This window comes from Flavobacterium psychrophilum, assembly GCA_001708385.1.
In the GTDB taxonomy this organism is placed as follows: Bacteria; Bacteroidota; Bacteroidia; order Flavobacteriales; family Flavobacteriaceae; genus Flavobacterium; species Flavobacterium psychrophilum_A.
Genome location: CP012388.1, coordinates 450835 through 475281 on the forward strand (window position 1 = coordinate 450835; position 24447 = coordinate 475281).

Here is a 24447-nt window from a genome sequence, read left to right on the forward strand (position 1 = left end):
CTTATTGGTTATTTCTTTTTATCGTCAGTTTTTGCCGGAGCAGGGAAACCACGCGAACTAAACTTCTTTGTCTCTACACGTTTCTCTTTAATTGTAAGGTCAAATTTCACCTCTTTAATATCATTTGGTTCAGCGTTGACCTGAGTATTATTGTTTTCAATTTCAACATATTCGGATATTCCTGATTTTTCTAATGTAACAGTATATGTCCCTTTTGGCACATACAAAGTAAAGCTACCATTATCATCTGTTTTGGTTGTAAACACTTTTCCATTGCCATCAATAGCAATTACAGATAAGCCGTTCTTTCTTCTGGTTATATCAAAACTTTTTTCTGTTGCTATATAGGATAAAGTTCCTTTTATAGTTGCCGTACGGGTCAAGCCAATTGCGATTTTCGTATCTAAATTTATTTCGACAGTACGCTCAGCGGCATACCATTCGTTTGTGTTTAATGTTTTAACAGCATAACTGCCGGCGGGAAGCGATTTATAAATCAGGATACCCCTACTATTTGTCCTAAAAGCCTTTCCATTGATAATTACAAGTTGTCCGGCAGCAGGTTTACTATTTTCTACACTAGATTTACCTCCCTGCTCATAATATACGTATATTTCAAGATCACTTTTAGACCTGTCTGCTTTAATAGGATTAAATCGTTTAGTAAGCCCTACCTGATAGGTGTTTATTGGTTTAGGGCTGGTTGAAAAATCACTGTAATAATTATAAAAGAAAAGTGTAAAATCAGTTGTAATATCATATTCAATACGGCCATTAAACTGCAAAGATTCCGCAACAAGTGAGTTGTCAGAATAAGTCATACCGGCGGTTACAGATAACTTATTATTGAAAAATTTCTGTTGCAGGGTTGGGGAAATAGTAAGATTAGTATATTTCCCTGTTTTACCGGATTGTACATTGGCAATAATTTCACCTAAGTAAAAATTGTTATACTGATAAAACGTGAACAAGCTTAGCATTTTCCAATTATAGATGGCGTTTGCCTTAAAATGATATTGTCCGCCACTAAAGGTATTTGTGTTAAACTGCCCCCCTTCTAACGAAACCGTTACATTTTGTTTGGTAGGCATATTATAATAGCTCATTCCGAAATTTAGCCTCGCAGCATTCATCTCGTATTGTTTAGCAAGGCCTACAGAAAAAAGCTGTTCTTTACGTTGTTCTTTATATAAATATGGTGCAAGTGTTACCATCAGCGAACCAAAACGTGTAGACATACCAATATCGTAACGTGTTGAGGAAAAATTAGAAACCCCATATTGGTTAGCGTATATTTTCGGCTCTACAGAAAGGTAATTAAATGCTGTCCATATATTTAATTTTCCGACCGGAATGTTAATCCTTTCATTAAGGTTAACTACTCCCCTTCTCATTCCCGAGAAATAGGCAGAGCTGACATAATTAGAACTACTATAATAAATACCTTTTGTTTTACCATTAAGCTGTACCTCCCCAGATCCACCCGCCTGACTATCTAAACCAAGATTTGACGTTACATTACTAACCGCCCCACCAGCCCTAAGATTAAAATTATCATAGCTTAAAACTCCAAAACGCGCCGATGCCAAATAGTTATTTACTCCGTAATAGCTATCATTATCATATATAGCCATAGCTTCATATCCTTTCTTTTGCATCCAGCCTCCATTGTGCGTAAATGATGTCCAGGCCGATTTACCAAAAGACAAACCGGAATCGTCAATCAAATTATATGCTTTGTCTACGGCACCTGCTTCAATCAAATTTTTGTCGTCAGGATTATAGTATACTTCTGCACCACGCCCCATAAGGTTAAAATCGGAGAATCTGGAAATTGAACCTATAGTCGCTCCGTATTTTTTTTCCTTATATGCAAGCCATGTGTTTCTTAAAAATACCTGTTCTGAATTCTCCCAGTAATTAAGATCAATGTTAGCCTGAATAACAGCATCCTTAACTTCAGCCTGTACATTTGCATATAAAAAATATGCTTTAGACTTATCATTGTTAAACTGTGTACTTGCCGTCAGTTGATTTTCCTGTCGGAATGTTAGGTTGTAATCATCATTATAAGGCGTAGTATACCTTCTGTTACTTTTTATAGAACTAGCCTTAACTGTACCACTGTTGATTATATTACCATTGTGATATAAAGTAGTAATACTAATGTCGAAATCTTCCTGCTTAAGTATGTTTTTGTTTATTTCTTTCGTTAGATAAATTATAGTATCGGTAAAAGCACGTACATCAATAGTCCTGTTTTCCAGGGTATTGCGTGCAATAAAATTGGGGTATCTTGCAAGTATGGCTATTTTTTGAGTTGTATTACCGTCATTAAATATATGCACAGGTACAGAAAGGCTGTCACCTGCATTTTCATATATCACATTCAATTCGGGAAACATAACTTTTACCAATTTCCTTTCATGGATAATTACAGGTATGGCAATGCTTTTTAACTGACCTGACTTTAAAGTAAATACGGCTTCAATATCACTTTGGTTACCTGCTTTTGCCGACGACGAAACTATTGCTTTTACAGAAACAAAAACACTGTCATTAGCTTTGAGAGTAATTTGCCTTGGCTTTCGCTGCGACATATAGATATCTTCATGGCTGCTGTGAACTTCAAACTGCCCCTCGAGAACATTTGATGAGATGTTTACTATCTTAACTCTGGCTTCAATTAAATCTGAGCCGTTAGTTTCTATTTTATCTGAAGCAAAAGATATCGTAAACCCTTCACTCTGGGAGCGGGCGGTAATACCTGATAACAACAGAATAAATAATAACGATAGTTTACAGCCCTTGAAAAGCATTTAATTAGGTATAATTAAAAAATAAACGTGTGTACTATAAGTGCCCGGAGGCGCGCTAAGACCTGGACTGTTGGCCGGAATGTAAAATTTCACATTGAACAATATTTCCTCTGCGGTACTACTGGTTCGGTAAGCGACTGGCTGTGCCGCCGTAGATAGCGTAACCGGAGTAACTATCTGTAATCCGGGATAACCCTGGTTCACTGACAACTGTAATTTTAAATTTGATAAAGGGAGTGTTTGTGATGATGACGCAGAAATAAAATTGCCCGATGCCTGAACGGCCAACTGGTAATTATATGTTTTAAGTTTAAGTGCATTAGCTATAGTAACCGATTTTTCTACCGTATAATCTGCTGCTGTAGTGTACGACAAATTAAACTGTTGTGCCCCATTTTGCAGCATAACGCTTTGGTTACCATAATTTCCACCGTAATTAAGCTGAAAGCGTGCATCGCCGACACCTGATGTATAGATACCTATAAGCTGCTCTACTCCGCCAGAAATTTTATAAAGCTTAAATTCATACGCCGAATTATACATACCATTTGGACTAACCAAAAGATGATTACCTCCTTTTATAAAAAGATTATATCTGAATAAACGGTTAACCTGAGGGTTTAGGCTTACAGTACTTTGTATAAGCGTTATTTCGTTGTATTTACTTAACTGAAATAACTGCGTAGGCACATTTATAGAAGTACCATTAGCCGAACCACTATTATCCTGGCTGTTAAACTGCAAATATGCATATTGGGCTCCTACCGTATAAGAAGAGTTACTCTCATTAGCAAAATCCTGTGTTAGCCTTGCGGTAAGTTTCCATTCGCTCACATTAAGGTTATTACCATAATATTGTATAGGAATAGCTATCTGGTTATTAGCCGTTTTACCCGAAGTCATCTCGGCGTAAGTGCTAAAAGAAGGCTGCCCACCATTATAGGCACCAAGTGTATATTGTGCTTTTAGTGTATAAGAGCAAACTAAGAAAGCACATAAAGCTATAAGCTGTTTCATAAGCTAAATTCCAGTTCGGCAATTTTAATTACATCATTTTCACCATAAGTAACTATAGCCGAAAGCGTATAATTACCTTTCGACAAGTCATTTGGCAAAATTTGCTTTATAACCCTAATATCTTTGGGAAGCGTATAAAACTCAGTATCTCTTAAAGTCGTTTTTTTACCGTTACTGTTGTTAAACAGTTCCCATTTTACTTTTCCATCAGCCCAGGTAGTTCCCGGATTTTCTAATTTCAGTTCAACAATTTTATTATTTGCTTCATCAGCCGAATTTGTAAAATCGATAATTTCCAAAAGTGGGGTTGACTGTTGTACAAAACTATGGTACACTTTTACACCCATTCTGACAGTTACCTGGATTGCAGCACCGTTCTGGTCTTTTGCTTTACCCGGATTAAGCTGTGTGAAGAATATCATACCGGTATGTACGGGTACTTTTGTGTCGGCATTCGCCGGAACATTAAAAACCACCTCTACCTGTTTCGTTTCTCCAGGCTGAACAACAAAGTAAGAAGATGGTAAAATTTGAATCCAGTCAGTACAGGAAGTAGCAAGAGTTTTGGTCTCTGCGATTTTATTGCTTCCGGAAGGATCATATTCCCAATCACTAAATGACACACCTACCTCGAGTTCCTTTTCGGTAGGATTGGTAACATTCACTGTTTGTTTACCTGATGCTCCTGATGCAAGTTTATAATACAATCGTCCCGGCGAAACAGATATACCTGCCTGAGCTTGCATACCTATTGTTGTTATAACCGTAAAAAACACCAATAAAAACTTTTTCATTTCCTAAATTTTAGCTTGGTAAAGATACATTTATTGTGGAACCAAAGTATACATAACGGTTGTAGTATATGCACCCGGAGTTCTGTTGAGATAAGCAGGCGATTGTTGTGCCGATATACTATATTCAACATTGTAACCACGTCCATACTCACCTGTAGGTGATGTAATTATAGTATTTGGCGATGTAGAAATAGAAGCCTGGGGCGCCACTTGTAATCCGCTGGGTGGAGCTGTATTGGTATTGGAAAGGTCGTTACCCACTGTTGTTTTTATGGCAACAGTATTTACCGGAAGTGTAGTTACACTTCCATTAAGGGAAAAATACTGAGTACTCGCTTTTGCAGTTACCTGATAACCTGCACTGGATATTACCTTTACATGGTTAACTTGCTGCCCCGATGAGTTTCCATTTAAAAAATGAGAAACATTGTTCATATTAATACTTACCGAGGGCTGCGAAACTTCTATACTTTGTACCTGATTAATTACTATGTTTACCTGGGTCTCTGCAGAACCTATCTGTGAAAAAACAATAATAGGGAATAACAGTACTAGCAGGAATAAATTACGTAGGGGGGTGTGGGGATTCAAATGTAATTAATTTCCAAAAACTAAAACGCACCATTTGTAAGGCCATAAAATTACAGCCTGATGTATAGCATAAAATAGCACTAACCTAAATGGCTAGCGCTACTTTAAGTAATATTTCTTTATTGTTAGTCTGCTGCTATAGTGTAAGTCAGCGTTGTAGTGTAAACACCTGTTGCTTTATCAAGGTAAGCAGGTGTTTCTTCAGCAGGAATAGTATATGTTACATTAAAACCGCGGAAATCTCCTGTAGAAGACTCGATGATTTGAACAGGAGCTGTTGCGCTTAACGCAGGCTCTGTAGTTGGGAAAGTTGGTGTTGTAGTAGGAGCTGTACTTCCTGACGCACCAAGATAAGATCCTTTTTCTGTTTTGATTTTTACTGTAGATACAGGAATTTCAACACCTCCGTTAGTTAAATCTGTAGAAGCCTGAACAGTAACAGTATAACCTTCTGTAGCAGTAACCTTTACGTGATCTGACAATTCACTTGAAGAATTACCGTCTCTAAGGTGAGCAGCGGTTGTCATTTGAATTGTTACGCTTGGGTTTGCAACCTCTATAGCAAGAACGCTTCCAAGGTTTACATTAAGAGTTGTTGTTCCGGTTTTTGAATCTTGAGCGATAATTGAATTAGCAGACAATAGAATTGCAGCCAATGCAGCAGTTTTGAAAAACTTGTTCATTAGTAAGGGGGTTATGGGGATTAATTTTTAAAGTACTGATTTTTAGGGGGTCTAAATTTCTTAACTTTTATGGTGCAAAAGTATAACACAAGAATGCATAATGAATAGTCAAAATGAGAATTTTTAATATCATTTTGCGCTAACGGGTATTTTCTTATTAAGTTTAAGCTAATTAATCTCCTGATAAGCAGATTAAGGCATTAGTATAGTATAGGTAACTAATGTAGAATAAGTCCCGACAGGCTTGTTAAGATACGCCTCACCGCCTGAAACTTTGTAATTAACATTAAAAGAACGCTGTGCATCGCCATGAGATGATGACACAAGTGTAGTCTCGCCTAATGAAAGAGCAACTGCGTTAAGATTAAGGTTTCCAACCGGCGCAGCGCCTACGCTACCCAAACTTGGTGTTAGTGTTACAGTACCTATATCAATAGATGATGCTTCGTTTATAAGATTTGAAGCTGCAGAAACTTTAATTTCGTAATTAGAGCTGCTTGTTATATTAATATGATCTGCTTGTTGCGAAGTTTTTCCGTTACGGTATTCTGAAGCATTAGTTAATGAAATACCAACATTATTCTGGGCTTCATTAATTGTAATACTTTGAATGTTTTGTAACTCAACACTTAAATTAGTGCCTGCCGAACTTTGCGCATAGCCTCCCCAAGCTAAAGCACAAAAAATAGAAGTTAATATTTCGGCATACATCTTTTTCATAATATCGACTGTTTAATCCCCTTTTCAGTCATAAACAAATATAACCATCAGATGCAAACAGTGTGTTAAAACGGGGTAATAAAACGATTAACTAATGAAAAAAATCGATAAAAGACATACTACATAGAAAACTCCTTTTTACCCCTGAACATATCACGGTATTCTTTTGGTGACATATTAACAGATTTGATAAAAAAGCGAATAAAATTACTGGGTTCAAGAAACATCAAATCAAAAGCAACTTCCTTCACACTCATACTGCTGTGCTGCAATAAACGCTTTGCTTCCAGAACAACCTGTTCTGTTATCATTTTTTTGGGATGCATACCATAGGTCGTGTGACATACGTCATTAAGGCGTTTTATGGAAATGTTAAGCTTATCGGCATAAAATTTAACCTGTTTGATCTCCCTGCAATTTTCTTTAACAAGATGCCTGAAATGATTTGCAATATCCTGATCTGTTTTCTTTATAATAGCAATAGGACTGTATTTACTTGCCATAAGTTCTTTTTGCGCAAACAAAAGCAATCGTTCTACAGTATTATGTGAAAATTGATATAATAGTTCCTCAAATGGCTGACTACACATTTCCATTAAAGATTTATGGTAATGCTCTATTATCGGATTTAATGAAGAATGTACTTTGTATTTCTGAATCAATTGTGCATCAAAAAAAGTACAGCTTTCTAAAAATCTTTCATCAAGGCCGTTTCTTATATAAAACGCCTCTGTAAAACAAACAAGAAGTATCTCAAATCCAATGGTCGGTACAAAACTAAACACCTGGTTGGCTCCAATAAAAACGCATTCGTTTCTATTTACAGATAATGTTTGGTTATCTACATTAACCACAATAGAACCACTCTTAACCCAAAACATATGATAAAATCCACCCCTGTAGGGCTTGTCCGGCAATGAGTAATCGCCAGCCTTTATATGCTGGGCACTAAATCCGGACGGGAATTTAGTTTTATCAATATTTAGTATCTCGATCATTTATGTAGTAAGTAATGCTAAAATTACGCAAAATAATCTGTACTTGGAGAAATGTTAAAAAAAAATCCCGGGCTAGCCGGGATTCTATATGAAATCATGTAAATATTACATTCCTGCCGCTGCAGATGCGCCTATAGCCACTGCTGCAATTGCTGCAATGATATAAAACACTATTATGATAATAGTGAATATACCTAAAAATTTGAAGTACGATTTCAGGTTACCTAAGCTTTCAGTTAGCTCAGCAGTCGTACTGTTGTTAACAGCTTGCTTTGCTTTCGAACCGAATTTGAAAAGATAAAGTGTTGGAAAAAAACCCAAAACAGCAAATACCAGGTATATACCACCCAGCACTCCACCAGACATCATACCCATTGCACCACCTCCGGCCATACTTCCTAAAGCACTACCTAACGAGAACATTGCCAAAGCACCAATAACCATAAAGCCTAACCCGATAAAACCAATGATAGAAAGGAAAGTAGCCCATTTTCCTGCTATTGCTAAATAATCTTTAGCTTCATTTGTAAATTGTAATTCAAAAGAATCGAAATGTGATTTTTCTTCCATAATAGATAATTGATTGGTTATAAAATATTTAATTGATTATTTTTCAAATGAGGTTAGTGTTTTGGTAATAATGCTAACACAATCTAAAAGCTGCTCTTCATTTATTACCAACGGCGGCGCAAAACGTATAATATTACCATGTGTTGGCTTTGCAAGCAAACCATTGTCTTTTAGTGCAACACATATATCCCACGCAGTGGAACTTTCTTCGTCGTCGTTAATAACGATAGCATTTAAAAGCCCTTTACCCCTTACTAACGATACTATGTTGCTCTTTGCAATATAGTCATTTAGTTTTTCACGGAAAAGTATGCCCATTGCTTCTGCATTTTCTGCCAGCTTTTCGTCATTAACAACCTGAAGTGCCGCAATAGCAACAGCCGCAGCCACCGGATTACCACCAAAGGTAGAACCGTGCTGACCCGGTTTAATAACATTCATAATATCATCGTTAGCCAATACGGCAGAAACAGGATATGCTCCGCCTGAAAGTGCTTTACCTAATATTAAAATATCCGGTTGTATACTCTCATGATGTACAGCTAACAATTTACCTGTACGGGCAATACCTGTTTGCACTTCATCAGCAATAAAAAGTACGTTATGATCTGCACAAAGTTGTTTTGTTTTTGCAAGATAACCTTCGGCAGGAACATAAACACCTGCTTCACCCTGAATAGGCTCGACAAGGAAACCTGCAATATTTTTTTCAGATTTTAGAACATTTTCCAGTGCCTCTACATCATCATAAGGTATCTTTATAAATCCTGCCGTGTATGGACCAAAGTTCTTTCTGGCGTTTTCATCGTTAGAAAACGATATTATAGTAGTGGTCCTACCGTGGAAGTTGTTTTCGCAAACTACAATTACAGCTTCCTGCTCTGCAATTCCTTTTTTCTCGTATGCCCATTTACGGCATAGCTTAATTGCAGTTTCTACAGCTTCGGCACCGGTATTCATTGGCAGTACTTTATCGAAACCAAAATATTTGGTTACGAATTCTTCATACCTGCCTAACTGATCGTTGTAAAAAGCCCTTGAAGTAAGTGTAAGAGTTTGTGCCTGAGCCACCATGGCATCGACAATTTTTGGATGGCAATGGCCTTGATTTACCGCTGAGTAAGCCGATAAAAAGTCGTAGTATTTTTTTCCTTCCGCATCCCACACATTAACACCTTCTCCCCTGCTTAATACAACAGGTAACGGGTGATAGTTATGTGCTCCGTATTTGTCCTCTAAAGCTATGGCATCTGCCGAGCTCAATTTTTCTAAAACTGACATTAGTTTTGTAGTTTTTATTTTTCAAACAGCAATTCCTTCTTAGTGGAGAGAAATCATCCTTATTGAGCACGCAAAATAATAAAAATAAAATTATTTTACGTTTAATTTAAATTAAATGCATCGAAAATAGACATCTCCCTAAATGTGAGCATTTTTGCCGTTTTATTACCTGACACTGATTTCTTCGATTTTAAACAATGGGTGTTTTTGAAGTATATTATTTAAATGTTTTGCAATACTGTCTTTAAGAAGCTGCGGTTCTACTATATCCACATGATCTGCAAACATAATTAACCATCTTGCCAGCCCCTCTTCAATTGACATAGAAAGAAAAGTCATTTCAATGTAATCATCTCTTTCGATTTCAGATACAAACCCAAAAAAATATTTACGGTCCTGCATAAAAACGGCCACGCTTTTACTAACACGGATAACTGCTTTTTGTGTTACAAAATCAGATTTCATGGTTTTTCTTAATTCCTGAAAATCTTTAAGTGACGTTCTTTCTTCCTGGTCCTGACTGGTAAGTTCTATGGTAAGAACTCTGTCAATCCTAAACTGCCTGTATTCCTGGCGTAAATGACAAAAACCTATTGTATACCAATAGTCATTTTCGTGAAAGATACCTATAGGCTCTATAAGCCTCTCATTACTGTCTTTATCAAAAGCCTTATACAATATCTTAACCGCTTTTTTATCGGCTATTGCTTTCAGCAAAAGATCAAGAATATTACCGGGAAGCGAAACAACATTTGTTTTCTGAACAACCATGATTTGTTCTTCGAGATTTTCAACCAGATCTTTTTCTGCACCGCGAAGTACTGCTTTAACCTTAAACATCGCCGAACTGAAGTTCTTCTTTAGTTCGTTATCGGTAAATTTCGACATTAGCTTTTCGGCAGTAATAAAAGCTACTGCTTCTTCCTTTGTAAACATAACGGGCGGCAGTTTGTATCCATCTACAATAGAATAGCCTATACCCGCTTCACCATACAAAGGCACACCTGCTTCTTCCAGCGTACGAATATCGCGGTAAATAGTACGAAGACTTGTACCAAACCTATCGGCAAGATCCTGGGCTTTAACTATTTTCTTAGATTGAAGCTGTATTAATATGGCAGTTATCCTGTCAAAACGATTCATAACTATTGGTTTGGTGTATCCAAAGATATGAATTCCTTAAAAGAAAATGCCCCGCAGTGGCAGGGCATTTTATGAAATCAAAAATCAACTTAACTCCTTACTAAAGTTGCGCTGGATGTGATTGCTGTATTTAACAGCCTTGATATTGGGCAATTTGTTTCCGCTTTGGTGACCAGTTGCTGAAACTCGTCAGTTTCTATATCATCAATCCTTGCAAGTACCGAAAGATGCGAACCTACAACGCTTCCATCCTGAAAATCGATGTCGCATTTCGTTTCAACCGAAGCAACATTATAGCCTGCTTCGTTGATGTATGCTGTAAGCTGCATAGTGAAACAGCCTGCGTGTGCTGCTGCTATAAGCTCTTCGGGGTTTGTACCGTTACCACTTTCAAAACGTGTTTTAAAAGAATATTGTGTATTACTTAATACGTTGCTCTGTGTAGTTATTTTACCTTCTCCTTCTTTTAGTGAGCCAGACCATACGGCTGTTGCATTTCTTTTCATGTAATTGTTTTTTTATTAGAGTTCCTAAATTACACAATCATGAAAACGATTGCACTGTTTTTAACAAAACATTAAAACTCCATCATCTTCAAAAGTTTAAGTGTCGTATTCCAGTTCCTCGTGGTGGCACTCACCTTTAGTTTGCTTTCAATAAGATTGTTGGATAGTTTAGAATCGGATGCTTTCGATTCCAGCTTAAAATAGAGTACATCTCCGATAACCTCTATAAGGTCATCTCCAATAGAAGACTGGAGAAGCTTTTCCATGTTTTCATCAGATGGTGTTTCTGATAAAAAGTTACGTAAAGCTTTTTAAAACCCGGAGCCTCTTCTTCCCTTCCCTCTGTGAAAGGATTGTTTATTACAGCCTTATCAAGTTTATCTTTATCTACTACAAATACCGAAACGTCAAAGCCATATTGTTTTTCGATAGCTTCTTCTATTGTCTTTTCGATCAAAGCCTTATCTCCTTCAGGGTTACTGAATATAACATTACCGCTTTGAATGTAGGTCTTAACGTCTGCATAGCCCAAAGTTTCCATAAGCTTACGCAAATCTTCCATTTTAATAATCTTTTTTCCGCTGACATTGATGCCGCGAAGCAGGGCTAGATAAACAGGCATAGTAATTGTTTTACATGATTATTACAAAAATATTTAAATTTTGTAATAATAGCTTATTTTTGCCGCATGGGAAGAAAGAAGACAGACAAGATCGTATTTGATAACATTACAGTACTGGACGCCGGAGCAAAAGGCGTATCGGTAGCAAAAGCCCCAGATGGTAAAGTAATTTTTATACCTAATGTGGTACCGGGTGATGTGGTAGACGTACAGACTTTTAAAAAGAAAAAGTCGTATTATGAAGGCAGAGCCATTAATTTTCATGAATATTCCAAGCACAGGATAGAACCTGTATGCAGCCATTTTGGTTCATGCGGAGGCTGTAAATGGCAAAATATGGAATATCCGCAGCAGTTATTCTATAAAAACCAAGAGGTATACAATAACCTTAAACGCATCGGTAAAGTTGACCTGCCCGATTTTGAGCCTATTATGGGTTCTGAAAAGCAGTTCTTTTACCGTAATAAAATGGAGTTTTCGTTCTCTAACGCACGTTGGAAAACTCAGGCCGAGGTAGATAGCGGCGTCGAGATATCGGACGCTAACGCACTTGGTTTTCATATTCCTAAAGCATGGGATAAAATTCTGGATATTACACATTGCAGTCTTCAGGAAGATCCGAGTAACGATTTGCGTAATAGTATAAGAGAGTTTGCCAATGCAAACGGGCTTAGCTTTTTCAATCCGCGCAACCACGAAGGGCTACTGCGTACACTTATGATACGTACTGCCTCTACCGGAGAGATCATGGTATTGATACAGTTTTTTGAAGACGATAAAGAAAAGAGAGAGCTACTGCTTAACTTTTTAGCAGAACGTTTCCCTACTATTACATCACTCCAATATGTCATCAACAGTAAAGCTAACGATACATTATATGACCAAGATATAATTCTGTTTAAAGGGCGCGATTATATTCTTGAAGAGATGGAAGGCCTTAAGTTTAGCATTAATGCTAAGTCGTTCTACCAAACGAATTCAGACCAGGCCTACGAGCTTTACAGCATAACACGCGAATTCGCCGGACTTACCGGTAATGAGCTGGTATACGACCTTTATACAGGCACAGGTACAATTGCTCAATTTGTTTCTAAAAAAGCGCGTAAGGTTATAGGTGTTGAAGCCGTTCCGGAAGCTATTGCGGATGCCAAGGAAAATGCTAAACGCAATAATATTACCAACTGCGAGTTTTTTGTAGGTGATATGAAAGTTGTATTCAACCATGACTTTATCACCACACACGGAAGACCCGACGTTATTATTACAGATCCGCCGCGTGATGGTATGCACAAGGATGTTGTAGAACAGATATTACAGATAGCTCCTGAAAAGGTTGTCTATGTAAGCTGTAATTCGGCTACACAGGCACGTGACCTTGCCCTTATGGACGAGAAATATAAAGTTACACGTGTTCGCCCGGTAGATATGTTTCCGCAAACGCACCATGTGGAAAATGTTGTACTTTTGGAAAAACGATAATTAAAAACAGGCACGGCCTCTATGAAAAGATTAATAGCTTCTATTGCCCTTTTGCTTATTATTACCAGCTATCTGCTGAGTTGTGAAAAGGATGACCTTTGCGCTGAAGGTACGCCTACTACGCCCGGCCTTGTTGTTGAATTTTATCAATATGACAATACACCCGTGCTTAGTCCGGTTACTAACTTGTCGTACCAGGTTGTAGGTTCGGAGAAAGTTATTGATTCTATAAGCGGCTCTAAATTTGTTTTCCCGTTAAAGGCAGATGCCGAAAGCGTTAAGTATTCAATCACGTATAATTTTACAAATACCGGAGGAACTGTAACTACAAATACAGATATATTTGAAGTTAAGTATAGCCGCACAGAAACTTTTGTATCACGCGCATGCGGCTACAAAACTACATTTACACTTTTACCAAGTACACCGGAAAATCCGAATTTTGTGGTGACGCCCGGAACCGATAGAAATGGGCAGCCCTGGATAAGACGTGTTGAGGAAATTACAAATAACATAGACAACGAAGATGAAGTACATATCAAATTCTATTTGTAGCCTATTACTTCTTGCTTCGGCAGCCGTTTTCGGACAGGAAGAACAACCCGCTGCCGATACAGTTGCTGTTGCTATTGCTCCATCTAAAATAGACCGTTACGGTATTCGCATAGGTGCCGATATTTCAAGGCCTGCCCGCGCCATTTACGATAAGGACTTTAAAGGTATAGAACTGGTTGCGGATTACAGGCTTACCAAAAAGATATACGCTGCAGGTGAAGTAGGCACAGTAGATTTTAGGATACCTGACGACCTGCTTGATTTTACTACGAAAGGAAGTTACATAAAACTAGGTTTTGATTACAACGCTTACGAAAACTGGCTGGATATGGAAAACATGATCTATACAGGAGTAAGGTATGGTTTTTCTTCGTTTAGCCAAAATCTAAATGCGTATACTATTTACGACACCAATCCTTATTTTGACGATGTGGTAGTAAGACCCGATAAGAAATTTAGCGGACTTTCTGCACACTGGGTTGAGATTATAGGCGGACTTAAAGCGGAAATTTTTGATAATCTATTTATGGGCTTTAGTGTCAGGCTGAATATTCTACTAACAGAAAAAGAACCGGATAATTTTGCCAACCTTTATATTCCGGGTTTCAACCGTACCTACGATGGTAACTTTGGAGTAGGCTTTAACTACACATTATCGTACTTTATACCACTGTACAAAAAGAGCAACGACAAACCTAGAGAAGAAGTGAAAAAATAAAAAACGCGCCACAGAAATGTGGCGCGTTTTGTTAAAACTCTTATGTAAGATTTACTCATCTTTTTTATTCTTTTCTTTCCAGTTTTGGGTTATGGAGGCATAGTTAATTGCGAATGCAGGTTCCTGTCTCGGCAACCTACCGCTTCTGAAGGCCTGAATTAAAAATCCTTCTATATGATAATCTTCTGCCACAGTAGCAGGGCTGTATTTTCTTTTCAGGTCGATATTAAATAATTGGGCAACACGGTTAGACCAAAATGCCTTCCAGCCACTCTTATGTTCTTTAATAAGATCGAAGGTGCTATGGCCAGTTTGCCTGTAGATAAGCTTAACAAGTATCTGACCTTCTTTTTTAGAAAGTTTTTTAAGCTGGCCTTCAAATTCGTCTTCAAGATATTTTTCTACTATTTTGGCGTATTTTTTTTTCTCCCTGTCAGTTTTTAGCATCGCCAGGTTTTTATTCAGCATTGTAAGCCTGTCTGCCGCCGCTTTAGCAAACGGAAAAACCTTTAGCGTTCTCCTTTTAAGCAATGCCAGGTTTTTTAGCTCCTCGGCAGATATGGTATCCTTAACGTTGGAGATTACAAGTTCCTGCATCTCAATAAACATTACAGAATCGGTTTCTGTAGTCGGAACAGTATCTTTTACCACCACCTGAGCCTTTGCTCCAAGGGTTGCAAATAACAGGAACAGCAGGCAAATCTTTACTTTCATGAATTAAAAATTTTACATCAAAATTATACAATAATACGTAACTCTGTAATGTAATTTATATTTTAGCGAAAAATTAAATTTATGTCTTCAAAAACAGTTCTAAACGACAACTCCATATCATTTCTTGAGCAATATTTAAACAACCCATCCCCTACAGGTTACGAGTCTGAAGGACAAAAAATCTGGATGGAGTACCTAAAACCATACGTTGATACTTTTATTACCGATACTTACGGCACTGCGGTAGGTGTTATCAATCCGGATGCTCCTTACAAAGTGGTTATTGAAGGCCACAGCGACGAGATATCATGGTATGTTAACTATATAACGGAAAACGGACTTATTTATGTTATCCGAAATGGAGGGTCTGACCATATGATAGCTCCTTCTAAAAGGGTAAACATTCATACTAAAAACGGAATTGTAAAGGGTGTTTTCGGATGGCCGGCAATACATACCCGTAACCGTGGTAAAGAAGAGCCTGCTAAAATTGAAACGATCTTTATTGACTGCGGATGTAACACTAAAGAAGAAGTTGAAAAACTTGGCGTACATGTTGGCTGTGTCATTACCTACCCAGATGATTTTATGATACTAAACGGCGATAAATTTGTTTGCCGTGCTATTGATAACCGTGTTGGCGGTTTTATGATTGCCGAAGTTGCCCGTTTACTGCACGAAAACAAAAAGAAACTTCCGTTTGGACTTTACATTACCAATTCAGTACAGGAAGAAGTGGGGCTTCGTGGTGCAGAGATGATCACTAAAACTATCCGCCCTAATGTAGCAATTGTTACCGATGTTTGCCATGACAGCACTACCCCAATGATTGATAAACGCATAGAGGGCGAAACTCAGATTGGTAAAGGCCCGGTTATTACCTATGCTCCGGCAGTTCAAAACAACTTAAGGGAACTTATTATAGATACAGCAAACAAGAACGAAATACCATTCCAAAGACTGGCATCGTCCCGCGTTACAGGTACAGATACCGATGCTTTTGCGTACAGCAATGGTGGTGTAGCTTCGGCATTAATATCGCTGCCGCTGCGCTACATGCATACTACAGTAGAAATGGTACACAGGGATGACGTTGAGAACGTAATTAAACTTATTTACGAAACTCTGCTAAACATAGAAAACGAAGAGACATTCTCTTACTTTAAAGCTTAAAATTAAAAAAGCTTCCTGTTTCCAGGAAGCTTTTTTAATTACAGTTCAATAGTAGATTAAGCGTTTAATGCCTGCTTAATTACAGTGGCAGCATCGTTAGCGTTTGATGCCTCTGCATATTTAAGAGCAGTTATACCTTTCTCATCTTTAATTTTAAGATCTGCACCTTTCTCGATAAGCAGTTTTAAAATTTCTACCTGGTTGTAACGTGCAGCGATCATAACCGGTGTTAAACCGTTAGATTTCTCGTTTACCGATGCACCATACTCAAGAAGTTTTTTTACTGTTGCAACATCCCCTTTAGAGATTGCCATACCAAGCGGTGTGTTTGTTTTAACGCTTCCTACTAACTCAAATTTAGAAGTTGCTTCAACATTGTTTGCTACTGTTACATTACTAAATGCTACAAGAGCCAAGCCTAAATAAATGATCGTTTTTTTCATGATAATTGATTTGATGTGATGATTGTTTTTAAATTTCCAGACTGATTAGGTCGTTTAAGGTAATAGACGTGCACAACCATGAAAACGTTACAGCGAATATCTATTTTAACATAATTTTAACAATTTAAAACTTACTATGCCTGCATATATAAACAAAAAAACCGCCTTATTTATAAGGCGGTTTCATATAATTTTTCCTGTAAATTATTTATTCAGGAAAGCAAGAACATTTTTTTCAATTCGCTCGTTGATATTAGAAATATCTGCTTTAGCGAACTTCTCTCCCGAGATATTTTCATACAACTCGATATATCTTTCAGATACAGTTTCAATGTACTCATCAGTCATTTCAGGAATCTGTTGACCATCTTTTCCCTGAAAACCATTAGCTATAAGCCACTGGCGTACAAACTCTTTAGAAAGCTGTTTTTGAGACTCTCCGCTATTCTGACGCTGTTGGTATCCTTCAGCATAAAAATAACGTGAAGAATCCGGTGTATGTATCTCGTCAATAAGAACGATCTTACCATCTTTAGTCTTACCGAATTCGTATTTGGTATCCACAAGGATCAAGCCTCTTGAAGCAGCGATCTCAGTACCTCTCTGAAAAAGGTCACGTGTGTATTTTTCTAATACTACATAATCTTCTTCAGAAACAATTCCGTTTTCAAGGATGTCTTCTCTCGAAATATCCATATCATGCTCACCATTATCCGCTTTGGTTGTTGGTGTGATAATTGGCGAAGGGAATTTATCATTCTCTTTTAAGCCTTCAACAAGCTCAACACCGCAAAGTACCCTTTTACCTTCAGCATACTCACGCGCAGCGTGTCCTGAAAGGTATCCACGGATAACCATTTCTACTTTAAAAGGCTCGCAAAGGTGACCTACAGCAACGTTAGGGTCTGGTGTATCAATCAGCCAGTTAGGAACCACATCTTGTGTAAGGCGCATAAATTTAGTAGCTATCTGGTTAAGTATCTGCCCTTTGTAAGGGATACCTTTTGGCATAACTACGTCAAAGGCAGAAAGCCTGTCTGTAGCTACCATTACCAATAGCTCATCGTTGATATTGTATACTTCCCTTACTTTACCGCGGTAAACCGATTTTTGCCCCGGAAAATTGAAATCAGTGCTTGTGATGGTATTCATGAAACTGTTATACGTTTATAGTTTTTGAAGTTGCAAAAATAAGAAAGTTAATTGTCTAATCTTTTCTTTTGTCATACAATTTATATGAGATAGAGAAAACAACATTGATAAGTAATAAAATGATGCCTAAAACAGTAAGTAAAATCCTTGGGATGCATAAAAATCCCTGTGAAGAACTCAGAAGTAAAAATCACAATGTAATGTTTCGGTTTTGAAAAATTAAACATTATATAAATTTAAAAACCGGCAGCGTTACACACTGCCGGTTTATCGTTAAGACTTTATGACTTCATGACTTTAAAATCGTTAATCAAGATTCTCAATACTCTTATACGCCTCAATTACTTTCTTAACAAGACGGTGGCGAACGATATCTTTATCGTCAAGATATAATATACCTATACCGTCTACATTTTTAAGTATAAGAATTGCTTCTTTAAGGCCAGATGTAGTGCGGCGCGGTAAATCTACCTGACCGGGATCTCCTGTAATCATGAATTTAGCATTTTTACCCATACGAGTGAGGAACATCTTCATCTGCGAATGTGTGGTATTCTGCGCTTCATCAAGAATTACAAAAGCATTATCCAGTGTGCGTCCCCTCATGAAAGCAAGCGGGGCGATCTGTATAATTCCTTTTAAAATATAATCTTCCAGTGTTTGTGGCGGAAGCATATCACGCAATGCATCATATAAAGGCTGCATGTAAGGATCAAGCTTTTCTTTCATATCTCCTGGAAGGAAACCAAGGTTCTCCCCTGCTTCTACCGCCGGACGTGTCAATATGATACGCTTTACCTGTTTTTCCTTTAGTGCTTTTACGGCAAGGGCAACACCAGTATACGTTTTACCTGTACCCGCGGGGCCAATAGCAAAAACCATATCATTTTTATACATAGAGTCTACAAGCAACTGTTGGTTTGGCGTAAGGGCTTTTATAAGTTTACCGCCTACACCGTGTACCAGTATTTTGTCGCTTGGGTCCATCTGCTGTACCTGTGAGTCATCCTGAATTACCCTTTCAATAACATTATCATCAATATTATTATAGCGTGTGAAATGTAGCATAAGCCTCTTGAAGCGCTTTTCAAATTCATCAAGAATTTCTTTTTCGCCAAAAGCTTTCAGGGTAGTTCCCCTTGCAACAATTTTTAGCTTTGGATAGTATTTTTTAATGGTTTCAAGATGAGCGTCCTGAGTTCCCCAAAAATCTTTTGGAGCGATGTCTGTTAATTCAATTATTCTTTCGTTCAAAAGCAGATGATTTTAATTAGAGAAATAAGCCATATAATTGTTAGCTTTGCATTCAAATTTAGTGAAATTTAATCTCGCTTTTTTAAAAGTTTTACACAATTTTATGTCAATAATTACCCTTACAACCGATTTTGGCCTCAAGGACCATTTTGTGGGCGCTTTGAAGGGAAAAATTATTTCCGGCTATAACGAAGCCATGATTATTGACGTTTCCCACGACATAGATCATTTTAATGTATCTGAAGCCAGTTATATTGTTGGTGCGGCATACAGTAGTTTCCCTAAAGGAACAGTACACCTTATCGGCGTAGACGCCGAACTTACCAAAGATAACAGGCACCTTGCCATGCAGTGGAACGACCATTATTTTATCTGTGCAGATAATGGCATATTAAGCATGCTTACGCAGAAGATCATCCCACAAAAAATTGTTGAGATAAACATACACGACAGGCTACCGGAAGGGTCGACCGAAATGGATGTATTTGTAGCCGTTGCCATTCACTTAGCAAAAGGCGGACAACCAAGCGTTATAGGCCGAGAGATTACCGAAATTAAAGACATGAACGAACTGCAGCCAGTGGTTGCAGCCGACAATTCTGCCATAAAAGGCTATATTGCTTACATCGACCATTTTGGTAACTGTGTAACCAATATTCCGCAGAAACTGGTTAAAGAAGTAGCCAAAGGGCGTGACTTTGAGATTACCTTTAATACTAAGAATATAAAATCGGTCAGGAAAAGCTATTCTGACTTTATAGTAAGGGAACCATTTACTATTAAAGACCACGAGGGCGATAAACTGGCTATATTTAATGAGGCAGGCTTTCTGGAAATTGCCATTTACCGAAGTAACCCGTTAACTGTAGGCACTGCAAAAACATTATTGGGACTTAGATTCAGAGATGTTGTAAATGTGGTTTTCAGGTAAGGGATTTTGCGATTTGTTGATTTGGTTATGTGATAGATACTAAAAGCTAATGATCTTTTTTTAAGAGGTTTCAACCTAAAAAAATAGAAATAAAAAAACAATAAAAAACTGTATGTTTGTACGCATTGTAAAAATGGGTTTCCACGAAGACAAGGTTGATGCCTTTCTTAATAATTTTGAACAGGTTAAGCAGGATATACGAAACTTTCCCGGAAACCGTTTCTTAGAGTTGTACAGGGATAAAAATGACCCTACGGTATTTTTTACCTATAGCTATTGGGAGACCGAAGATGATCTGGAAAACTACAGAAAATCAGAGCTTTTTATTGAAGTATGGGCATTTACAAAACAATTATTCAGGCAAAAGGCAGAAGCCTGGAGCGTTGACAAATTAGTTACATTACCATAGACTATTGAGACGTAGCACCGTTACGTCTGTAATAAATAAAATTTACAAATTTAGGCGTAGCAACACTACGTCTCAATAACTAGAAATTATAAATGAAAGCATTGTTATTACGGGAGATCAAATCCTTTTTCGGTTCGCCGATAGGTTATTTGGTTATCGCTATTTTCCTGTTACTCAACGGCCTGTTTTTATGGGTTTTTGAAGGTGATTTTAATATACTTAACAGCGGTTTTGCTGATTTGAGTCCGTTTTTTACCATATCACCCTGGATACTTATTTTTCTTATCCCGGCGGTTACTATGAGAAGTTTCTCTGACGAAAAAAAGCAAGGGACTATCGAATTGCTTTTCACTAAACCGCTAAGCATTTGGGAAATTGTAAACGGAAAATTTTTCGGCGCGTTTATCCTTATCGTGATGGCTTTATTACCAACTATAGTGTATGTAATGGTGCTTTCATGGTTTGGAAATCCTGAAGGTAATATTGATATGGGAAGCACCTTAGGTTCTTACTTTGGTTTGCTTTTCCTTATTACGGGTTATACAGCAATTGGCGTTTTTACCTCTACCCTTTCCGACAATCAAATTGTTGCTTTTATAGTTTCGGTATTCTTTTGCTTTATATTTTACTTTGGCTTTGAAGGCCTTGCAGGATTTGCAGGCAATATGAGCGGACTGGTTTCTGCCTTTGGTATGGATTATCATTTTAAAAGTATGAGCCGTGGCGTACTGGATACAAGGGACATTATTTATTTCCTTAGCATCACTATTATTTTTCTGTCGTTAACTGTTTACAAACTTAAATCGCTTAAAGGGTAATGGAAACAGTACAACAAAAAAACCTGAAACAGCTGCTTATTATTGTGGGCGTTTTACTTGCGCTAAACTTTGCAGGCTATTATATTTTTAAACGATTTGACCTTACGCAAGACAAACGTTATACGCTGTCTCCTACCACACTTAAAATCGTTAAAGAAGTAGAGGAACCCCTATACATAGACGTTTTTCTTGACGGTGAGTTTCCTGCAGAATTCAAAAGGCTTCAGAATGAAACCAGACAATTACTGGAAGAATTCCACGCTATTAATCCCAATATAATTTTCCAGTTTATTAATCCCTTAAAAGATGAAGCAGGTCGCGACCAGGCAATGCAGGATCTTTACAAGATGGGCATGACACCTGTAAGCGTTACCGTTGAAGATAAAGGCAAACAGTCTCAGGAAGTTGTATTTCCGTGGGCGATGGTTAATTACAATAAGAAAACCGTAAAAGTAGCCCTGCTTAAAAACCTGATGGGTGCTACCACTGCTGAAAAGGTAGTGAGCTCGGTTCAACACCTTGAATATGCTATTACAGAAAGCATCAACAAAGCTGTTTCTGAAAAAGAAAAAAAGGTTGCTGTAATAAAAGGCAACGGTGAAATGACTGAGCGCCTTATGGGTGACTTTATAAAAAGTATAAGTGAAAGCTACCATATCGGTCCGTTTACTCTGGACTCTGTCGGCAAAGACCCTCAGAACACACTAAAGGCACTTAACAAATATGACCTTGCTATTATAACAAAACCTACTGAGGCATTCACCGAAGCAGAAAAACAAGTCCTTGACCAATACATCGTTAATGGAGGTAAAACGCTCTGGATGGTAGATGCTGTACAGATTGAAATGGACAGCCTTTACAATCAGACAGGCAACACGCTTGCCTTTCCAAGGGAACTGAACCTTACGGATATGTTCTTTAAATACGGCATCAGGATCAATCCAGATATTATTAAGGATGAAATGGCAACTCCTATAAAGCTTGCCAGTGGATCTCAAGGCAGCCAAACGCAATACCAGGAGTTTTTCTGGAAATATTCTCCATTTGTATATCCTGATTCTGACAATCCTATTGTGAAGAACATGAGCGGTATTAAGTTTGAATTTGCCAATCCTATAGATACACTTAAAAACGGCATTAAGAAAACAGTACTGTTACGTTCTTCCAAATTTTCGAGGAAGGTAGGTACTCCGGTGGAAGTAAAACTTGCAATGGTTTCAGAAGAGACTAATCCAAAAGATTATGATGGCAGGGGCTTTCTTCCTGTGGCAGTATTACTTGAAGGTAAGTTTCATTCCGCATTTGAAAACAGGGTGCTTCCGTTTAAAGATGTAACTTTCAAAGCGCAAAATGCACCCGGCAAGATGATCGTTATATCTGATGGCGACATCGCAAAAAACCAGCTTGATAAAGATTATCAGCCAATGGAACTGGGCTACGATAAGTGGACAGGCAATATGTATGACAACAAAGGTTTCCTTATGAACTGCATAAATTACCTGTTGGATGATAGCGGACTTATTAACATCCGAAGTAAGGATGTGGAGCTGCCAATGCTGGATAAACAAAAAGTTTACGACAACTATACAATCGCAGTATTTATAACTGTCGGATTACCAATAGTCATTTTAGCAGTGTTCGGAATATTATTTACTTACCTGAGAAAAAGGAAATATTCTAAGTAGTGTTAATAAATAATGTTGCACTATTCAATTTGATTACGATATATTTGTGAAACGTAAATTCCGATGGATTTTACAATTAAATAAACCAAACAGAAATGAAATTTATAGTATCCAGTTCATATTTGCTAAAACAATTACAGGTTTTGGGAAGTGTTATCAACAGCAGCAACACACTGCCTATTTTAGATAACTTTCTTTTTGAATTAGACAATACTGAATTAAAAGTATCAGCTTCAGATTTAGAGACTACAATGTCTGCTACACTGGAGATTGACTCAGACAGCAAAGGAAGTGTTGCTGTACCTGCCAAACTGTTACTGGAAACTCTAAAAACGTTCCCTGAACAGCCGCTTACTTTTACTGTTGAAGATAACAACACCATAGAGATAAGCTCTAATTCAGGCAAATATGCACTTGCGTATGCATCAGGCGATGAATTCCCAAAAGCAGTATCGCTTGAAGACCCTTTCTCTACCCTTGTGCCTGCAGAAGTACTTGCAACAGCAGTTAGCAAAACAATATTTGCAGCAGGTAATGATGATTTAAGGCCTGTAATGTCGGGTGTATTCTTCCAGTTTTCACCGGAAGGGTTAATCTTTGTTGCTACTGATGCTCATAAACTTGTAAAATATTCAAGAACAGATGTTAAAGCTTCTCAGGTTGCTGATTTTATCATGCCTAAAAAGCCTTTAACAATACTTAAAGGTATACTTGGTTCATCTGATGCAGAGGTTAAGATAGAGTATAACGACTCTAACGCTACTTTCTCTTTTGATAACTATGTACTTACCTGCCGACTTATAGATGGTAAATATCCTAACTACGAGGCGGTTATACCAAAAGAAAATCCTAACAAGTTGTTGATAAACAGGTCTCAGATACTGAGCTCTGTGCGTCGTGTGGCTATTTTCTCTAACAAGACTACACACCAGATTCGTCTTAAGATTGCCGGTACTGAACTTAACATATCTGCTGAAGATATCGATTACTCAAACAAAGCTGAAGAGCGTTTGACATGTGATTATCAAGGAGATGATATGCAGATAGGTTTCAATTCACGTTTCCTTACAGAGATGCTTACCAACCTGCAAAGCGATGAGATCATGCTTGAAATGTCTTTACCAAACCGTGCGGGTATCCTTACCCCGGTTGACGGTCTTGATGAAGGCGAAACTGTTACCATGCTGGTGATGCCGGTTATGCTTAACAACTAAAAAAGCTATTCAACTAACCCTTTTTTATATAAAACCCGTATTGCTAACGCTTTACGGGTTTTTTCTTGTCATTTTTCGAAAATTAATATTGCACTTTATGTTCTCAAAACGCACTTTTGCTGCGTAATATTAATCGCTGTAAACCGTTGATTTTAAAC

23 protein-coding genes and 2 pseudogenes are annotated in these 24447 nt (G+C 37.7%); 9 read left to right on the plus strand and 16 right to left on the minus strand.

What is annotated here, in order from left to right:
- Window positions 1-8: 8 nt before the first annotated feature.
- From ALW18_02045 to ALW18_02100, 12 genes and pseudogenes are all read right to left on the minus strand, one after another.
- The gene (locus ALW18_02045; GenBank protein AOE51410.1) at window positions 9-2819 is read right to left on the minus strand and encodes a hypothetical protein; all 2811 of its coding nucleotides are present in this window, start codon (window positions 2817-2819) and stop codon (window positions 9-11) included.
- Window positions 2820-3836 (minus strand): hypothetical protein, encoded by a 1017-nt coding sequence (locus ALW18_02050; GenBank protein ID AOE51411.1) that lies wholly within the window; start codon window positions 3834-3836, stop codon window positions 2820-2822. It abuts the gene before it with no gap.
- Window positions 3833-4630, minus strand: coding sequence for a hypothetical protein (locus tag ALW18_02055; protein AOE51412.1), 798 nt, complete (start codon window positions 4628-4630; stop codon window positions 3833-3835). The genes ALW18_02050 and ALW18_02055 overlap by 4 nt, the downstream gene beginning before the upstream one ends.
- A gap of 30 nt (window positions 4631-4660) precedes the next feature.
- Window positions 4661-5221, minus strand: a complete 561-nt coding sequence (locus ALW18_02060) for a hypothetical protein (protein ID AOE51413.1) — start codon at window positions 5219-5221, stop codon at window positions 4661-4663.
- Between the two features lie 125 nt (window positions 5222-5346).
- Window positions 5347-5904, minus strand: a complete 558-nt coding sequence (locus ALW18_02065) for a hypothetical protein (protein AOE51414.1) — start codon at window positions 5902-5904, stop codon at window positions 5347-5349.
- 192 nt (window positions 5905-6096) lie between these two features.
- Window positions 6097-6624 carry a hypothetical protein gene (locus tag ALW18_02070; protein ID AOE51415.1) on the minus strand — a complete coding sequence of 176 codons (528 nt, stop codon included), beginning with the start codon at window positions 6622-6624 and terminating at the stop codon, window positions 6097-6099.
- A gap of 119 nt (window positions 6625-6743) precedes the next feature.
- Window positions 6744-7169: pseudogene (locus ALW18_02075) on the minus strand (hypothetical protein).
- 558 nt (window positions 7170-7727) lie between these two features.
- On the minus strand, window positions 7728-8192 hold the full coding sequence (locus tag ALW18_02080) for a hypothetical protein (protein ID AOE51416.1): 465 nt from the start codon (window positions 8190-8192) through the stop codon (window positions 7728-7730).
- Window positions 8193-8228: 36 nt separating this feature from the next.
- Window positions 8229-9473, minus strand: a complete 1245-nt coding sequence (gene rocD / locus ALW18_02085) for an ornithine--oxo-acid aminotransferase (protein AOE51417.1) — start codon at window positions 9471-9473, stop codon at window positions 8229-8231.
- Window positions 9474-9638: 165 nt separating this feature from the next.
- The gene (locus ALW18_02090) at window positions 9639-10616 is read right to left on the minus strand and encodes a DNA-binding protein (GenBank protein AOE51418.1); all 978 of its coding nucleotides are present in this window, start codon (window positions 10614-10616) and stop codon (window positions 9639-9641) included.
- An 89-nt stretch (window positions 10617-10705) separates the two neighbouring features.
- Complete coding sequence (locus ALW18_02095) at window positions 10706-11122, minus strand: peroxiredoxin (GenBank protein AOE51419.1); 417 nt, start codon at window positions 11120-11122, stop codon at window positions 10706-10708.
- A 71-nt stretch (window positions 11123-11193) separates the two neighbouring features.
- Window positions 11194-11744, minus strand: a pseudogene (locus ALW18_02100) (hypothetical protein).
- A gap of 66 nt (window positions 11745-11810) precedes the next feature.
- On the opposite strand from ALW18_02100, the gene ALW18_02105 reads away from it, so the two are divergent.
- From ALW18_02105 to ALW18_02115, 3 genes are read left to right on the plus strand one after another with little or no spacing between them, the layout of a single operon-like run.
- Window positions 11811-13223, plus strand: coding sequence for an RNA methyltransferase (locus tag ALW18_02105; GenBank protein ID AOE51420.1), 1413 nt, complete (start codon window positions 11811-11813; stop codon window positions 13221-13223).
- A gap of 21 nt (window positions 13224-13244) precedes the next feature.
- Window positions 13245-13778 (plus strand): hypothetical protein, encoded by a 534-nt coding sequence (locus ALW18_02110; GenBank protein ID AOE51421.1) that lies wholly within the window; start codon window positions 13245-13247, stop codon window positions 13776-13778.
- The gene (locus tag ALW18_02115) at window positions 13750-14496 is read left to right on the plus strand and encodes a hypothetical protein (GenBank protein AOE51422.1); all 747 of its coding nucleotides are present in this window, start codon (window positions 13750-13752) and stop codon (window positions 14494-14496) included. The genes ALW18_02110 and ALW18_02115 overlap by 29 nt, the downstream gene beginning before the upstream one ends.
- A gap of 51 nt (window positions 14497-14547) precedes the next feature.
- Here ALW18_02115 and ALW18_02120 read toward each other — a convergent pair whose 3' ends face one another.
- Entirely contained in the window at window positions 14548-15210 is a 663-nt protein-coding gene (locus ALW18_02120; protein AOE51423.1) for a hypothetical protein, read from the minus strand.
- Window positions 15211-15291: 81 nt separating this feature from the next.
- Between ALW18_02120 and ALW18_02125 the strand changes: the two genes are divergently transcribed.
- Window positions 15292-16383, plus strand: coding sequence for a peptidase M42 (locus tag ALW18_02125; protein ID AOE51424.1), 1092 nt, complete (start codon window positions 15292-15294; stop codon window positions 16381-16383).
- A 56-nt stretch (window positions 16384-16439) separates the two neighbouring features.
- On the opposite strand, the gene ALW18_02130 is transcribed toward ALW18_02125, so the two are convergent.
- The 3 genes from ALW18_02130 to ALW18_02140 all read right to left on the minus strand — a co-directional run bounded on the left by ALW18_02130 (window position 16440) and on the right by ALW18_02140 (window position 19232).
- Window positions 16440-16826: an ankyrin gene (locus ALW18_02130; protein ID AOE51425.1), complete on the minus strand. Its 387-nt coding sequence runs from the start codon at window positions 16824-16826 to the stop codon at window positions 16440-16442.
- A gap of 204 nt (window positions 16827-17030) precedes the next feature.
- Complete coding sequence (locus tag ALW18_02135) at window positions 17031-17978, minus strand: phosphoribosylaminoimidazole-succinocarboxamide synthase (protein AOE51426.1); 948 nt, start codon at window positions 17976-17978, stop codon at window positions 17031-17033.
- A gap of 306 nt (window positions 17979-18284) precedes the next feature.
- Window positions 18285-19232, minus strand: coding sequence for a phosphate starvation-inducible protein PhoH (locus tag ALW18_02140; GenBank protein ID AOE51427.1), 948 nt, complete (start codon window positions 19230-19232; stop codon window positions 18285-18287).
- A 103-nt stretch (window positions 19233-19335) separates the two neighbouring features.
- Here ALW18_02140 and ALW18_02145 point away from each other — a divergent pair, with 103 nt between their 5' ends.
- From ALW18_02145 to ALW18_02165, 5 genes are all read left to right on the plus strand, one after another.
- Complete coding sequence (locus ALW18_02145; protein AOE51428.1) at window positions 19336-20163, plus strand: hypothetical protein; 828 nt, start codon at window positions 19336-19338, stop codon at window positions 20161-20163.
- 112 nt (window positions 20164-20275) lie between these two features.
- The gene (locus tag ALW18_02150) at window positions 20276-20572 is read left to right on the plus strand and encodes an antibiotic biosynthesis monooxygenase (protein AOE51429.1); all 297 of its coding nucleotides are present in this window, start codon (window positions 20276-20278) and stop codon (window positions 20570-20572) included.
- Window positions 20573-20664: 92 nt separating this feature from the next.
- Window positions 20665-21390, plus strand: coding sequence for an ABC transporter permease (locus ALW18_02155; protein AOE51430.1), 726 nt, complete (start codon window positions 20665-20667; stop codon window positions 21388-21390).
- Complete coding sequence (locus tag ALW18_02160; GenBank protein ID AOE51431.1) at window positions 21390-23075, plus strand: gliding motility protein GldG; 1686 nt, start codon at window positions 21390-21392, stop codon at window positions 23073-23075. The genes ALW18_02155 and ALW18_02160 overlap by 1 nt, the downstream gene beginning before the upstream one ends.
- A gap of 95 nt (window positions 23076-23170) precedes the next feature.
- Entirely contained in the window at window positions 23171-24289 is a 1119-nt protein-coding gene (locus tag ALW18_02165) for a DNA polymerase III subunit beta (protein ID AOE51432.1), read from the plus strand.
- The last annotated feature ends 158 nt before the right edge of the window (window positions 24290-24447 follow it).